Source organism: Lysinibacillus xylanilyticus, assembly GCF_001183605.1.
Taxonomy (GTDB): domain Bacteria; phylum Bacillota; class Bacilli; order Bacillales_A; family Planococcaceae; genus Lysinibacillus; species Lysinibacillus xylanilyticus.
In genome coordinates this window covers 900942-917116 of the sequence record NZ_LFXJ01000005.1, presented here as the reverse complement: position 1 = coordinate 917116, position 16175 = coordinate 900942, and the positions used below count along the sequence as shown (strand labels likewise).

The following is a 16175-nucleotide window of genomic DNA, read 5'->3' as shown; positions in this document are numbered from 1 at the left end:
ACTTAAAAAACGTATTGATTTTTTTTTCATTTGGATCCTCCCCCTTACCTAAAGTTATTTTCAAATTACCATGTTTTACATAAACAATCAAATCTCTACACTTTTAATTCATTTTGCTTTTTGGTGAAAATCTTCACTAATCCTAATAAACAATAAATCACACCCGATACTATAACACTATAAAATAACACAGTGATTGAAGTTGGACCCCATACTTTAGCAAACTCCCAATTCGAGCCCCCCGCTAAAATTTCCGGTAACATAGTGATAAGTGCAAAAATTATTGCAACACTTAATAAATGAATAAATAATAATAAAGTCCTTTTCATATTTAAAGTAACTTTAATTCGTTGTTTTTTAACAATTTTACTCAATGTTGTTAGCAATAGAATGCTTAAAAACATCCCAAAACCTACAACAATAACACATAGAAGTGAAACAATTTTATCCAAATTTTGAAGGTTGTCTGAATGAATAGTATCAACCGTCTTCCCTTCCCATAAATCCATTACACCTTGACCTATCGCCGTTGTATAGCTCGAGTTCATATTTGATAATATGGCCACTCCCAATTGTTCATCAGGCTGCATAATAAAATAAGATGTAAATGTTGGATTTTCCCCGGCATGAAATAAATATTGTTTTTTGTCTCTTTCCATAACTCCCCATCCGCTAGCGTAGTATGTATCCTTATCGAAAGGCTCTACTGATTGATCAGGGATATGTGATTCTTGAATAATTTTTTTATCAATCGAATAAATTTGACTATTGCCTAACTGTAGCTTTAACCATTTTGCTATATCATTTGAGTTACTTATAATATACCCAGCAGGCACATTTCCACGGTAGATAGGTGGTGTGTAATTCTGCTCTCTCATAAGTCCTATTTTATAGCCTGACGCCATCTCATTAGATTTAACTTGATGAAGTCCAACAAATGAATCCTTCATATTAATCGGCTCTAATATTTGCTGTTTGATATACATATCAAAGGGTTGTTTTGAAACCTTTTCAATAATAAGACCCAAAACATCGTAATTGAGTGTTGCATATTCAAATGAGCTACCTGGTTGTCTATTTAATGGCTGATCAAGTAATTTTTTTACAGTTAATTCAAGAGCATTCCGTTCGTTACTTTTAGGGATATTTGAAATAGTACTAGAAGGTATGCCACTTGTATGATGCAGTAACTGATTAATAGTAATTGCCTGGGGCTCTCCATTATATTTTAACTTTAACCATGGGAGATACTTTTGGACATCATCAGAGCGTTTGAGTAAGCCTTCCTTTTCCAATTTTAGAATGGCTAGTCCCGTGAATGCTTTCGATGTAGATCCAAGTTCAAATAATGTATCAGAGGTAACTGGTGTTTTCGAACTTACATCAGCGTAACCAAAGCATCTTTCATAAACCGTTTTCCCCTTCTCCACAATCACTACTGATATACCTGGAATTTTACTGATCTCCTTATGCTCTTTAACAAATTGATCAATCTTTTGAATTTTTTCAGTTGAATCTGCATTTACGATTGTTGGCGTTAAACTATAAAAGGCAACAATCATTGCAATAATAAGCATATAGATTTTTAATGATGGTTTCATTTTCATTTCTCCTTTAAGCCGATTACAAGGTTATAAAATTCCTTTACAACATCGTTAACTATAACAAGCAATTAGTACCACATCCATCGTTTTATATGACTAAAAACATCACAACATGACAGTTTTGTAACTTAGAATCTAAAATAAACACAAAAAGATCAGATTCCCATTCTAAAAAATGAGAACTGATCTTTGTTCATGATAGCAATTAGGATTTAAATTTCTGCTCTAAAAGCTTTACCCAGCTGGTGTCCAAGTCCAAAATAATGACGAAAATTATAAATTAGTGGGCTCCATTTATTTGGATCAATATAATTTTCTTCAACAATAATTTCCTTATGGGCATGTACATGTATTACTTGGGTCTCAACAATAGCAAAAAAGGGAGCATATTCAGGAATTCGAATATGTTTTACTCTCGCCTCAAGTTGAATGGGACACTCTGCAATTCTTGTAGGCTTTACTGATTTAGACTCAGTTGGCGTTAAATTACTAATTTCATATTTATCTTTTTCAAATGTAAATCCATTCACTCTCTTATATTCAGGAACGGGGTTTTTCCCTGTAAAAGGAGCTATTTTTTCTACATTCTCCCATAATGAAGGACCTGGGACATTAATGACACAATCAGGATGTCGTTCTAAATTTTCAATGGCCTTTCCCCCTAGCCCAATTCCTAAAATAACACAATCTCCTAACACCCATGATGATGAAAGAGGGCTTATATTTACTGTGTCGTCTTCATTTAGCGTGGTTAATAAGATCACAGGTGTCCCGTAGTATAGAATTTTTGGATTAATTATTTCCGTATTAGCAATTTGAGTCATTTTATCTCCTCCTATCCGTACTTTCAATTTTCATAGTACAAGATAAATATTTCAATTTTCATCGAAATGTGGATTACGTTTTAAGACTTATACTGTATATTAAATGAAATAGAAAATGACCAGGCTCAACATTAATTGAAGTGCCTGGTCATTTCCTTTTCGCTATCGTTTATTTTTAATAACAACCTCAGTTACAGCTAACGCTTTTCTTGGTTTAATATTTTCCATAATAATATCCGCGATGTCATTAGGATCCATTAGTGTCTTAGTTTTTTCCTCAGAAAACACTCCGTCCCAAAATTCTGTTCTCATACCACCCATATATACAGCACATACATGAATAGAAGTATCCCTTAATTCTAGCGCTAGACTTTCTGTAAATCCTCGAACACCAAATTTACTAGCACAATAAACAGATTCCGTTACTTTTCCTTCTAGACCAGCTGTGGAAACGATATTGACGATTGTTCCTTCATTGCGTTCTTTCATACCGTTTAGCACTTCTTGTGTGCAGAAAATTGTTCCTTTTAGGTTAATATCAATCATTTGATGAACTGAATCCTCATTTAAGTTTTCAGCATGCTCAAAATAGCCAACACCAGCATTATTAATCAATAACTGAATTGACCCAAATTCCTCTTGTATAGAATGAATGACTTGAGCGACCATTTGTTTCGAAGTAACATCAACCTCATAAATAGAATAGCCATTGGTTAAAGTTTTAGCCGTATTCTCAAGCTTTGATTTCGTTCGACCGAGCAAACAAATGTGATTGCCTAAAGACGAATATTTTTTAGCAAGCGCTGCGCCTAAACCACTGCCAGCCCCTGTTATAACAACGATATTTTTGCTCATATTGATCATCCTCTCTCGCAGTTAATTATACCAGAATAGGAACTACTATCAATATCATCACACCTGCCTATTCAATAAAGTATCGATCTCTGTCGCCCTTATGACGCTCAATAACCTCAGCTATATATTCATCAATTAGACTTGAATACTGTGTTTCTATCAATTACGCCTCGGCATAATTTCATCCGGAGGCTTTAACTTCTTAGGTAATCCCCTTTTCTTGTTGCATTCGCCATAATAAATTAAACGATGCTGTTGGGTTGTACTCCATTATTAATTTCGAAATAAAGAACCTGTTAGAATCCATATATTCTTTAAACTACTATGTAAATGATTATAAGAGCATTTTAAACGACCTAAAACTAAGAGGTCTATTGCAAGTGAATTTAACATATTGAGGTTTCGCCAGTTATTATTTTGCCATTTTCATCATTAATATAGTCCGTTCCATTCTCACAGTTATCTTTATTTTCCCATTTAACTATATATTCGTTCCCTTTATGACTTACTGACTTAATTTCAACTTTACCAATGTTTTTTGCGTGGCTTTTTAACACAATTGATTTTACCTGTTCTTCTGATATTTTTGGCATCGACTTATGATTACATCCGCTCATTATCATAATCAAGGATATACATAATATCGTAACTATCTTCCTCAAATATTTTCACCTCCACATTCCCTTAGATGTAAAGTTATTCTTTAAATTACAAATATATCCATAAGACACCATCATTAAAGTAGAGAGAATATAGGAGATACTTCTGCAAGGTAGAAAGTAATAGCTCAATCACTTGCTAAAGCAGAAAGATTTAAATAGTTCTATTAATCAATTCTACATTTTATAGAAAATTGATTAAAGCGCTTAGAGTATTTTAATAGGTGCTGAATACTATGAGTATGTAATCTGCAGATTATAAATCTTTTATTTTGAAGGTGGTGAATATCAATTGCCTTTAACTACTGGTCCAATTGAAAATACAGGAAATCAACCAGCTAATGCAGCAAGTGTTCGTATCAAAATTCTCAATCTAACTGGAGGTACACTAACTGGAGTAGTAAGAGTTTTTAGACTTAACGGTACAAGACGATTACTATCAACTACTGCATTTGCCGTAAATGCCAATGCTTCTACTTTTATAACTCGAAGTGTAGCAGGTTCGGCTCAATATGAAGTTGAAATCGTTCCTGATCAAAATGGCGGAATATATAGTGTATACGGAAGAACAGCTTTAGGTGTTATTATTGCTGCTCAAAGGATTTTGAATTCAGAATTAACAGAGATTCATTAACAGTAGGAACAAATCTTTACTAACATTCGTTTAAAGTATTTAAAGGAAAATCAAGTGGAGTACATTTGAGATCAAACTTCTCCTTTATACCCCCATTTACACAATGCTAAATAAATAAGTAACGAATTGAGGATCTAAAATTTAATTAAATTTGTTCACTCCTAATCAAGACACTTCTCATTTTTATAGTTCCCTCGTACCATTCTATTTTCTCAAAAAAATGAAGATGATACCTACCCAAAAGCACACCACTTCCCAATCAGTAGTAGTTATTTCTTCAAAAGCTTAAAAGTTAATTAGGGATAAATAACCACACTATTTTTGTTCGTTTTGACGCATATAAGTTCCAATACATTGATACTTCCATGTCAATCGACACTTTTATGTCATTTTCTGGTTATTCAATACATATATTATTATATTTATTAATAAAACGACATAATTTCATCGAATACAGAATATAATTCTGGAGGGTGTTAAATGAATACAATTAAATCTTTAATTTTCCCCCAAGACTTGCATAAATTAAACAAAACTCAACTCAAAGAGATTTGTAATAAAATGGCTTTAGAAACATCTGGCAATGTAAATGAATTAGCAAGTAGAGTGTGGAACTCTTTTGAGCATATTGAAGGCGATGTTCTGAAAATGATCAGCAATAATATTTTCTCTGGAGCAGTTTCTTTAGCTTGGTACCAGGCGACAAATAATACTGGTTTAATAGGTTTTAAACAAAGTATTATTGATAAAATGCCTTTTAATCCTTTTGAAACAGTAGTTACACCAAACAGCGAAAATGTTCCTATTGATCCTACAATTATTGCCGCTGCTGAAATCGAAGGTTCTCAAGCATATTATTTAAGATTTATTCATAGAACTGGTGTTAATGTTGATTACTATTTAACTAACCGAAGAGAATACATTAAGCACGAAATAACAACAGTTTATATTGATGAAGACAAGGGAATAATTGAAGTACGAGCAAGTTCAGCTGTTGCCAAAAAAATTATTGCTTGGTTAACTAAAATAGTCGATGATAAATATGAGTTCAAACAACATGATTTGTTAGAGAAATATGGGGGTACTCTTGAGTCTTTAGCTGATACACTTCAAGGAAGGCTTATTGATGCTACAGGAAGACCAGCAGGATTAGTAAATACATTTGAAGAAACACAGGGTCAATCAATTGTGAGTATACTTTCTGCAATTGACGAATACTATACTAGTGGAGAATTATCAATTCTTGAGCAAAGTTTAAATAGCGAAGATATTACCGGCATTTTAGAAACAACACCTTTTACTTTGTTACTTTTAAGTGGTCTTGAAACAATAGGATTAGGTAGTATTAGAGAACTACGAGGTTTACCTTTATACAATTATTTAGAACCTTACCTGTCCAAACAAAAAGGGTCCATATTATTTGAACATAGTGTTGATGGCGTTAAACAAGAATATTCTATTCGAATCGGCGTCAATACAAAAACATTTAAGTTCAATGTATTTGCGTCTGAACCTGTATTGGATTATATTAGAGAAAAATTGATTTACCAAATTTATTCTGCGAGGTAAAAGTATTGAGCAATTTAAAGCCATGGGAAATTTCTCAAAAAATAGATAATGCACTAGAGGCAATTGCTATCAGTAAAATTGAAAAATTTTACCATAGTTATATTGCAAAAATAACTAACTTACCTCTTGGAGTAGTTATCGATAAATTATCTGAATTAGAAAAACAAGAAGCGCTCATAATAAAATTGGAATTTCACTGCGAGGAATGTAGTAAAAGTATTATTACTGCTAATAAATCTGAACTTAAAAATATTGATTCCATTTCTTGCAAGTATTGTGGTTCAGAAAATTGTTTCGATCCCTTAAACGCAATTCCAATAATTGAATTAAGTAAGGATTTCAGACAAAGTTTTTCAAAAAAAAAATTAATAACAAAAAGGAAAATGTCGGGATAAGTAAACAAAATAAACCTGAGAGCTTAAGAGAAATTATTGACCTTTTAGCACAAGAAAATTCTGAACAAGTATTAGAGAAAGTATCAAAACTCGGGCAAATTACTATTATCTTAGGAGATGGTTATATGGGTGAATCTAGTAAATATGGTGGTCTAACTTTTGGAGAAAACAAAGGTAATATAACTATTGAAAACAATGGTACACTCAATCAAGGGATAGCAAGCCTTCCTGATGACATTATCAATGCTTTACAACAGCTTCACGAGGAAATTCAACACCTAGCAGACGAACAACGAGAAATTGCAGAAGCTAATTTCGAACTTCTACAAACTCATATAAATAATGGAGATAAAGAGAAAGCTAAAAAACCATTAGAGAAATTAACTAGTATACTAGGTGTTATCACCTCTATTGTATCTATCGCTTCTGCCTTAGGGCTAGGGATTCCTTTAAAATAATAGTGACAAAACAGGGGTACAAATTATTTTTGTACCCCTGCATTTTTTATCTAAATATATTGTCTTCATAAATGCGTTATCTATAATTAAGGTTTAATAATTTTCTAGAATGCAGACATAAAGCTTTACTTTGAATTACATCAAACTTTAATGACATTCATTTAAGGTATTAAAGGTAAATAAATCGGGGTACATCTGGGGTACAGTAAAATTTATTGTTTTGTACCCCACTACATTGGAACTTTTAAGTAAATAAATTCGGGCAGGTGTAGGTTTCTTATCTTTTAGTTAACACTATTTATTACCTCAAATTATTAAATAAAATTAAGTAAAAGTCACTCATTATTTTTTAAAATGAGTGACTTTCTATTTTTTATTAGAGAATAGTTAATTTATTCTCCTCATGCTTTCTTTTGTAAAATCAATGCCGAAAGTTTGAAATTAGATCAATTGTGTTCAATGTAGTAATTTGCTATTTTGTGTAATGTCTTGTTGTCTTGTTGTCCATACGTTAGCATTTATGTAATTATATCTACCTTATCCAAACACATACTGACAACACTTGCCAATATTGATACAATTTTATTGCATTACCATTATAGCATTATTTTTAATGGTTCACCACAAAGTAAGGAGGCGTTAATTTGTACGCAGTAGAACAAATAAAAGAATAATAAAACCAGAAGGTAAACTTGTTATTAGCAATTTTAAAAAAGAGATAAGTTTAATCGCTGACCATATTGAAGATGATGAAATAGTTGAAAATGCTGGTGTTGTTTCCGGAGGTCTATTCACGCAGTATTTAGTAGTTTTAACAACACGCAGACTATTAACTACAGTTAAAGGGAAGAAATTTTTATCTTATGATCTAAATCAAATTAGTAATACTGACTTTAATAAAAAATTAACTGTTACAGAAATGACCTTCACTTATAACAACGAAAAACAAATACTTACCTTTAGCAACGTTGACACAAGATTAGCATTTTTATCAGAAATTAATAATGCCCTTGGAATCCAACCTTCAGTAGAACAAGTTGAAAAAAGGCAAATAGTACGCGTTATGAAGCCTATTAAAATGAACATCGAAATTCTTAATGGTAAGGAATTGTTGAAAGGTCAAGGAAGTAATTTCAGACTTTCTCAAACAAAACCTGGTTATATAGATATTTCAGTTAATAGTGGAGAACCGGAAACATTAAAATTAATCAAATGGGATCGTGTCAAGAACATTCAAAAGAGCGCGTTTGACATAGCTGGTTGGACAGTAATTGGCAGTAAATTTGGTAATGCTGGGGCTATCGCAGGAGCAATGGGTGCTAATGTTGGTAAAGATAAATCTGTAGCTACGCTTTTCTTGAAGCGTGAAAACGGAGAGAAAGTCCCTTTAGTAATTAAATGTGATAAGAAGGATCTTGAAAAGCTGTCACTTTTAATTGTTGCTGAGGATGATGAAGTAGTAGAAGTTGTTCAACCAGTAGCTTCAAATCAAATTAGTGCAGCTGATGAAATACTAAAATTCAAGAAGTTACTTGATGAAGGGATTCTTACTCAAGAGGAATTTGATGCTAAAAAGAAACAGCTATTAAGTATATAAAATGTAAAACCACTCTACTAAGAGTGGTTTTCTTCAATAAAAATTAAAGTTTTACGATGTTTGCAGCTTGTGGTCCACGTTGGCCATCTTCGACTGAGAATTCAACTTTTTGACCTTCTTCAAGTGATTTGAATCCGTCACCTTGGATAGCTGAGAAGTGAGCGAATACATCTTTCCCGCCTTCCATTTCGATGAAACCAAAACCTTTGTCTGCGTTAAACCATTTCACTGTACCTTGTGCCATTTTAAATGACCTCCATTAATTGTATTAAATAAAATCATACTAATTCAAAAGAAAAAAATTCACATATTACAAAGAGTATCTAACAAAACACGAATACTCTTTGTAGTATGTGAATTCATTGTTCCCTTGCAAACGATCTTATTACATCAACTATATGTTAAAAAATCATATTTGTCTAGTGTAAAAGCGAACTTATTAACTATCAACTGACCATCAACAATTTTAATGACTTATAAGCGCTGTGTAATACACCATTAATGACTGCAACATCGACTCTCGATTGACCGTGCATTACTCCCATCTCATTAACAATCAGAAGGTGTAGCTGTAACAACGGTGGCTAAAATAATTGGAGATACACCTGAAATGGTGATGAAGGCATATGCGCATTCACTTGATGATGAAGAACTTAGAGCTACTAAAATTTTTTCATCATTGATAAAACTCAAGTGAATCTCTTTTTTAAGCAAGTTCGGGGTACAAAGTGGGGTACAAGTTATTCTTGTACCCATTAAACCTTGATATATAAGCATTTGTAGAACTATCTAAATATATTGTGTTCATATAGGTAATCATACGAAAGATCGACGAACAAATACTCATGATCGTTAATAGCAATCGAAAATGTTCTTGTAATTTCCCCTGTCTCGATATCTCGATAAAGCTCTGAGATTTCTCCGCTTTGATCATTGCGCATTTTAATAATTGTTTGTAGGAAGTATGGACGCCAACTCCAGTTTTTATTGATGGCTCTTGGCTGCAATTCCCACTGTCCATCCACACGCATTACGTTTGGAGATAGTTGAAAGCCATCTTCATTACAAATATATACTCGGAACGAATAATTATCTAACAGCTGGGCTAGATGCTCTAAATGTGTGATGTTGTCACTAGAAGGTTTAACACGATGGACAATCGCTTCTAGCTCCTCCCTCAACTTTTTCAACTCGAAATATTGCACCTCTAGAATTTTCTTTTCAGAGGTAATAAACCGCTGGCACTCTTCCTTAAAACGCTCCTTTAAAATATCCTTCTCTACGAATGTCATTGCCGGATTTGCCAAGTAGCGGCCCTGATAAAATCGGCCCCCATTTTTCCAAGCAAACTGTAATTGATACACAGTTTCGATTCCTTCGAATAAGAGATTTGCGCCAATTTTATAAGCGAGACTACCTATTGCCGAGATCATATCTGACTGTGCAGACCAAGAATCATAATTTAAATCTCGAATATTGACCTTTAATATTTGTGGTGATAATAAAGCAATGTGCTCTAAATGACTCTCTGCTCCCACTTCCTGGACGGCAATTTTTACACCAAAAGTCGTAAAGTAACGTACTGCATGGTGTAGCTTTTGAATATCGCCTAAAAAACGATGCTCAGAAACAACTAATACAATTCGATGTAAATCCTCTTCACTTATATATTGTTGAATAATATTAAAATGACTTTCACCAAAATCCTGCATCAGTAAGTTCGGGTTACTAGGAATATAAATATCAATATCCTGTCCGATTTCTTCTACTTTGGCTAATGCAGCATGTAGAATTTTATGTTCCATGTCAATACGATACTCTTCTGGAATATCTTCGTTATTCACAAAGTCTTTTAAATTAATTTGTTGACCCTCAATTTGTAACTGTCCGGAAATTTCGTAGGCAATCACCGTATGCGCATCCGCGCTAAATATAGGTTGAAAATACCCATGTATCTGATCTAAATTTGTTAAAACTTCAATTGCATCCATTGTCGAAACCTCCATACATGATGTTATCCAAGAATAACATTACATTCACAGCTCATTTCATAAAAAAAAGCTCTCTGAATGTATAATAATTTGTTTAAAGTAAATTGGCAACTTCACATGGCGTTATTTTATGGAATAAATCTGTCCTAAAATTTAACAAACTCCCACATATCTGATTTATTAATAAGCCTAAATAGCCTTCAAAAACTCTTCTTACAGGCTTTCTGTTCATCCCTTATAAAGCACAATGTAAATTATTTCTTCTGATAACACACTAGTGCATTAACCTGTAGGCTTATGTTGAAGCGCATTTTTCCAAAAATTTTATCACTAATAACGACTTTCTCGCAAAATAGGTTGCTTAAGTACGATTGCGTAACTCAATATGCATTCATTAAATTTTCATGTATTGCTGTGTAAGAAACTCCCTCAGAATTCCTTTATCATTATAACTTATGCAACAATTCAATGCGAAAGCCATGATAAACTAAAGGTTTGTATCCTATATCCTAACTATTCAGCCTTTCACCCACTCCAAATTATTTTGTAAAAAAAGCAGTATTCCTAAGTATAGATAATACCCTACAGGAATACTGCTCATGACTATTCTGACATAAAGAAATACCAAATAATCGTAATTGCAATTAATGATAAGATAACAGCAATTGTTACACGAAGTGGTGAAATTGGGGCATCCCCACCTACTCGACCTGTTTGTCCATTTACCATAAATCGATAAATTTTCTCTTTGTAGCGGAATGAAGAAAGCCAAATCGGCAACATTAGATATTTGTATGTAATATCATCATGAGTTGTTGAGAAATGTAAATTGGATACTACATCCGCATTATGTTCCCAACGTATTTTTGAGGTAATTTGCGCGTTCAGATGATTTGAAATTTCCCTCTTAGCCTGACTCCACCCGTCCTGTAAACCAATACTGTAGCGTTCTGATAAAAACCCTGATACAAATTCTGGTTTATAGGCTTTATTATTAAGTAAATTAAAGGGTTCTATCTTTCGCATCATATTACGATCATAACGAGTTGTCGCACTTATTAAATGATCATCAATAAATTCCTGATAAAAACCACTTGTAGAATACCAATCTGTTTCAGTTCGAGTATTTCCCTCTTTATCTGTAACTGTGCGATGTCTACCATATCTTGCGGAATACCTTGAGCTTGTTTTTGTATCAAAAGTCCAATATGGAAGATAAACCCCTTTGAATGAATCAGGCTTTGCACTATCTTTTGCTGCTCTTGGTGTAAACCATTTCCCCTTAATCCAACTTTGGAAGTTCTCACCGGCTTGCTTATCTGTTATTTCAAATGCGCATACCCCGTTCGGGGCTAGTGTATTTTCGGCACTAGCCTCCATAACCTGATTAGAACCACAGTATGGGCAACTATCAGCTACCTGTAATGCATCATAAATCGTTTCTGCCGCACAGGATTTACAAATGACTGTTTTTTTCTCAACACCCCAGTTAAAATTCCCACGTTTTTCAGCCATTGCAAAATCCATTTCCTGGGCAACTTTTTCCTCTTGCTTCTCTGGGGCTGCAATTTCAGTCTCATAGCCACAATAAGGACATGTTAGCTTTCCAGTTGCTGGGTTAAATTCAATGGATGCACTACATGATGGACACTCAGCGTCAAAATCAAGCTTTACTTGTTTAGCATTTTCAGCATCTTGCGTTGGCATCATTAGTCATCTCCTTACTTAACATCATTCTCATCAAACACATCGCCACACTCTGGACAGAATTTCGGTGGGTTTGCAGGATCCTCTGGATGCCAACCACATTTATCGCAAACGTATTGTAATGCTCCTGAAGGTTTTTTAGCACCACATTCGCCACAGAATTTGCCTTTGTTGATAGCACCACATGTACAAGTCCATCCTTCTTCTGCTGGTTTTGGTGATCCACAATTCGAGCAGAATTTACCTGTATTTTCGCTACCACATGCACATTTCCATGTAGCTGAGGTCGTCGCCGTTTGTTCTTGCTGGGCTGCCTGTTTATTTTGCTCATTCATTTGATAAAGTTGTCCTGCATTAACACCGCCTGCTTGTGTCGCCATGTTCATACCCATAAATCCTGCCATGGCTCCTCCATCATTATTGGCTGCTGCAATCATTGCTTCTGCCTGAGCACCTGTTAAATGAGCCGCAGCCATACCTGGATCACGCATCACTGCATTGCGTTGTAGTTGTTTAATCATTGATTCATCTTCTTCAGATGCTTTTAAAGAACTAATGCCAAAGGATACAACTGCTAAACCACGAGTTGCTAGCCATTTCTCTGATAGCACTTTATTAAGGGCATCTGCTAGAGCAACCGTATGCGCAGGAATTTCACTATAACGTACTCCACTAGCTGAAATATGTGCGAAAGCCGGCTGTAACGCAGTCATCAATTCCGACTTTAATTGGCTATCGATAGCATCTCTTGTAAATTCACGCTCAACGTTTCCACACACATTTGTATAGAATAATAATGGATCGACAATTTTATATGAATATTCGCCATGGCAACGAATAGCAATATCAATATCTAGGCCGATATTACGATCGATAACTCGGAAAGGAATCGGTGCTGGTGTCCCATATTTATTTCCTACGATTTCTTTTTTATTAAAATAATATACACGCTGATCCTTTGCAGGTTCTCCTCCAAATGTAAAGCGTTTACCAATCTGCTTGAATGTTTCCATAATATCTTCTGACAAATCATTGCCATACATAATCGAAGGCTCTGTGGATGTATCATAAACATACTCCCCAGACTCCGCAGAAAACTCCACTACTTTTCCTTGCTCGACAATCATCATACATTGACCTTCATTTATAGCAATAATAGAGCCATTACTAATAATGTTGTCATTGCCTTTATTTGACCCTCGTTTAGAGGTACGTTTAAAACCCTTTGCCACAAGAACATCCGCTGACAGAGACTCACAATAGAAATATTCACGCCATTGATCTTCTAGAACACCTGCTAATGCGCCAACTCCTGCTTTTAATAAACCCATATTTATTCCCACCTTCAACTTATATACTTAAAAAGTATTTTATCATTAAAAATAATCTAATCATTATGTAGTACGCATAAAAAGGACATTTTGTTTCATTTTTTTATAAAAAAGAGATAGCTCCTAAGGAACTACCTCTCTCGTATTGTTGTACAATAGCGTTTTTTAGTGGATCATAGCGTTTCTTATGAAAATGCGGAAATAGCCACAAGCACCCAGGCAATGATAAATAACAGACCCCCAATTGGGGTAATTGCTCCAAGCTTTTTCACACCTGTAACAGCTAATACATATAAACTACCTGAGAAAAACACGATACCTGCTACCATTAAATATCCTGCCCAAGAAAGCATACTAGAAGCTCCTAAAAGGGCATCACTCGATAAAATACCGAGCCCCAGTAAACCTAATGCATGATACATATGGTATTGCACCGCAGTTTCCCAAACGGTAGCGTAGTATGGTGTCGCAAATTTATCTTTTAGTGCATGTGCTCCAAAAGCGCCTAGCACGACACCAAGACAAGCCGTAATTGCACCTATCGCCAATAAAAGTTCCATGTATGATTCTCCTATTTCGTCTCGCGTGCGATTTCTTTGTATTTCGCATCCCATGCCGGATCAATTTTACTTAAGGATACCGGACGTAACGTATCTTTTTGCGCTAGAATATGTACGGACTGAGCAGTCGCTGCAATCGTGCCATCTTCATGTAAAATTTCATAGCCATAAGTTGTACGTAGACGATCGTGCTTTTCCACCCATGTACGTACCGTTGCCACTTGGCCATAATGCATAGCAGCCTTATAAGAAATGGATAAATCCATCACTGGCGATACATATCCATCTTTTTCTAACTCAGCATACTCAAATCCTGCATCATTTACTAACTGAGAACGGCCTATCTCCATCCAAATGATATAGTTCGCATGATACACCACGCCCATTTGATCGGTCTCAGCATATCGAATTTCAATTTGTTTCTCACTAACAAACATTTTCTTCACCTCGTCCTACATTATAGCGTAAAAATATTGATTTGGCGGTGTTTTTGCTCTATTGATTAAGAAAAGATAATAAATCTGTTTTTACAAAAATTCGAAGTTCAATTTTAAAAACCATTTAATAATAAATGTTGGTTTACGTTTTTACCCGTTGTACCCCACTTATTTGGGGTACACAAAAAGTAAATTATATGACACCGGGCAGGTGCAAAATATTTACCCCAAAAAAGTCACTCATAAAAAAATGAGTGACTTTTCAAATGTCCAACTATTAACTTGATAATTATCATTGATTACACCTTAGAATATAACTTCGCTGTAATAGGTGCATTTGTTTATCCAAAAATCTTACCTTCTAATTGCATTAAATCTGCTAATGATTTTGATTTGCTTTACTAATATTTGATTCAACTACATCCAGACCTGCTTGCTTTTCGCTTAAAATTAACTTTCCATTTCCTTGATCATCAATGATGATTGTTTGCCCCTCATACTATGTTTATGGACTTTGGAAAGTGAAAATAAACAATCGTAACTTACTCAGCAAATTAACAGTTAACATATACTAATTTAATTTCTTCTTTAGGAGGTACCTAGAATTAGTTTCTCAATATGTTCTTCTCATACGAATAAATCTAATTTCCCCCAATGGCAGATTCATCATATAATCTTTCATTAACCTCTAACACAATTTCCTTGGGCTTTTTGTTTCAATCACCATTTATGATGTATACAGTATTCCATACATTATTGGTCTCACCACATTTTGAGTGTACGATACGCGCTGTCACATGTATAAATCCTGCATAAAGATTTTTCTAAAAATGTAAAATCATTTTTTGCCATACATAGAACAAAAATTGAGAAAGTTAAAAAATATTCATCATCAAACGTTTTGGGTGACAAAATCGTGGGCACTTTAATGTAAATGCAAGTTCTAATAATGCTGAGGATGTATTACCAAGCTTAGAAGAGGCTTTAGAAGTATTGACGTTAGTAGATGAAAAGTTATATGAATATATGACTGATGAAGAAAAAGATGAAATATTACAAAGTACTCAATTTAACTCGGGACAAGAAACACTGCCTTCTGGAATTGAGTTTACTTTTGGGGTTCCTCTCTATACTAATGAATTTAGTGAGGACGATACTTTTGAATAGGTCACAATTGATTCCGAACTACATATAAAAGAAAATATTATATTAGACTCACTACCTGCAGTGACACCTTTCAGAATTGACCCAGGTGGGGCTACTCATATTATTAAAGCATATTGGATAGAGAGAAGTGGCGTAAAATCAATCACTATTTATCCAAATAAATCCGCCAAAGGTTGGACAAAAGAAAAAGCATTCGCAAAATTAAAGAAAAACTTTTCTCACTATTACGACTGGAAAAATGAAGCATCTCTAAAAAAGCAATTTAATTGTCACGCTAGACCTATTCCGCCATATACAGGTAAAATTCCTTAGAATATAGAACCTAGCAAAAAAGCAACTAGTGCAATAACATGTAATTAAACAACAATAAAGAGTCCCCATTCGCAT

At 34.2% G+C, this 16175-nt stretch carries 17 protein-coding genes; 7 read left to right on the top strand and 10 right to left on the bottom strand.

Going from position 1 to position 16175, the window contains the following annotated elements; genetic code table 11:
• Window positions 1–95 precede the first annotated feature (95 nt).
• The 4 genes from ACZ11_RS07305 to ACZ11_RS07290 form a co-directional block, all read right to left on the bottom strand.
• Entirely contained in the window at window positions 96–1601 is a 1506-nt protein-coding gene (locus ACZ11_RS07305; RefSeq protein WP_049664922.1) for a serine hydrolase domain-containing protein, read from the bottom strand.
• Between the two features lie 215 nt (window positions 1602–1816).
• Entirely contained in the window at window positions 1817–2428 is a 612-nt protein-coding gene (locus ACZ11_RS07300) for a flavin reductase family protein (RefSeq protein ID WP_049664920.1), read from the bottom strand.
• A gap of 162 nt (window positions 2429–2590) precedes the next feature.
• Window positions 2591–3283 (bottom strand): SDR family oxidoreductase, encoded by a 693-nt coding sequence (locus ACZ11_RS07295; RefSeq protein WP_049664918.1) that lies wholly within the window; start codon window positions 3281–3283, stop codon window positions 2591–2593.
• 386 nt (window positions 3284–3669) lie between these two features.
• On the bottom strand, window positions 3670–3945 hold the full coding sequence (locus ACZ11_RS07290) for a hypothetical protein (protein WP_049664917.1): 276 nt from the start codon (window positions 3943–3945) through the stop codon (window positions 3670–3672).
• Window positions 3946–4234: 289 nt separating this feature from the next.
• Between ACZ11_RS07290 and ACZ11_RS07285 the strand changes: the two genes are divergently transcribed.
• The 5 genes from ACZ11_RS07285 to ACZ11_RS26930 all read left to right on the top strand — a co-directional run bounded on the left by ACZ11_RS07285 (window position 4235) and on the right by ACZ11_RS26930 (window position 8595).
• Window positions 4235–4576: a hypothetical protein gene (locus ACZ11_RS07285; RefSeq protein ID WP_049664914.1), complete on the top strand. Its 342-nt coding sequence runs from the start codon at window positions 4235–4237 to the stop codon at window positions 4574–4576.
• Window positions 4577–5056: 480 nt separating this feature from the next.
• A complete protein-coding gene (locus tag ACZ11_RS07280; RefSeq protein WP_049664912.1) occupies window positions 5057–6145 on the top strand; it encodes an SAP domain-containing protein in 1089 nt (362 codons plus the stop codon).
• A 5-nt stretch (window positions 6146–6150) separates the two neighbouring features.
• Window positions 6151–6540: a hypothetical protein gene (locus ACZ11_RS07275; protein ID WP_049664911.1), complete on the top strand. Its 390-nt coding sequence runs from the start codon at window positions 6151–6153 to the stop codon at window positions 6538–6540.
• 125 nt (window positions 6541–6665) lie between these two features.
• Window positions 6666–6998 (top strand): hypothetical protein, encoded by a 333-nt coding sequence (locus ACZ11_RS07270; RefSeq protein WP_049664910.1) that lies wholly within the window; start codon window positions 6666–6668, stop codon window positions 6996–6998.
• 919 nt (window positions 6999–7917) lie between these two features.
• Entirely contained in the window at window positions 7918–8595 is a 678-nt protein-coding gene (locus ACZ11_RS26930) for an SHOCT domain-containing protein (protein WP_049664908.1), read from the top strand.
• A gap of 43 nt (window positions 8596–8638) precedes the next feature.
• On the opposite strand, the gene ACZ11_RS07260 is transcribed toward ACZ11_RS26930, so the two are convergent.
• From ACZ11_RS07260 to ACZ11_RS07235, 6 genes are all read right to left on the bottom strand, one after another.
• On the bottom strand, window positions 8639–8839 hold the full coding sequence (locus ACZ11_RS07260) for a cold-shock protein (RefSeq protein WP_049664906.1): 201 nt from the start codon (window positions 8837–8839) through the stop codon (window positions 8639–8641).
• 541 nt (window positions 8840–9380) lie between these two features.
• Entirely contained in the window at window positions 9381–10586 is a 1206-nt protein-coding gene (locus tag ACZ11_RS07255; RefSeq protein WP_049664904.1) for an EAL domain-containing protein, read from the bottom strand.
• A 603-nt stretch (window positions 10587–11189) separates the two neighbouring features.
• A complete protein-coding gene (locus ACZ11_RS07250) occupies window positions 11190–12293 on the bottom strand; it encodes a hypothetical protein (RefSeq protein ID WP_049664903.1) in 1104 nt (367 codons plus the stop codon).
• A 14-nt stretch (window positions 12294–12307) separates the two neighbouring features.
• The gene (locus ACZ11_RS07245) at window positions 12308–13624 is read right to left on the bottom strand and encodes an SPFH domain-containing protein (protein WP_049664902.1); all 1317 of its coding nucleotides are present in this window, start codon (window positions 13622–13624) and stop codon (window positions 12308–12310) included.
• Between the two features lie 185 nt (window positions 13625–13809).
• Window positions 13810–14184: a DUF423 domain-containing protein gene (locus tag ACZ11_RS07240; RefSeq protein ID WP_049664900.1), complete on the bottom strand. Its 375-nt coding sequence runs from the start codon at window positions 14182–14184 to the stop codon at window positions 13810–13812.
• Between the two features lie 11 nt (window positions 14185–14195).
• Entirely contained in the window at window positions 14196–14621 is a 426-nt protein-coding gene (locus ACZ11_RS07235; RefSeq protein WP_049664899.1) for an acyl-CoA thioesterase, read from the bottom strand.
• Window positions 14622–15614: 993 nt separating this feature from the next.
• Between ACZ11_RS07235 and ACZ11_RS26245 the strand changes: the two genes are divergently transcribed.
• Together ACZ11_RS26245 and ACZ11_RS07230 are read left to right on the top strand one after the other, a co-directional pair.
• A complete protein-coding gene (locus tag ACZ11_RS26245; RefSeq protein WP_161804448.1) occupies window positions 15615–15788 on the top strand; it encodes a hypothetical protein in 174 nt (57 codons plus the stop codon).
• A 60-nt stretch (window positions 15789–15848) separates the two neighbouring features.
• Complete coding sequence (locus tag ACZ11_RS07230; RefSeq protein WP_049664897.1) at window positions 15849–16100, top strand: DUF2599 domain-containing protein; 252 nt, start codon at window positions 15849–15851, stop codon at window positions 16098–16100.
• Window positions 16101–16175 lie beyond the last annotated feature (75 nt).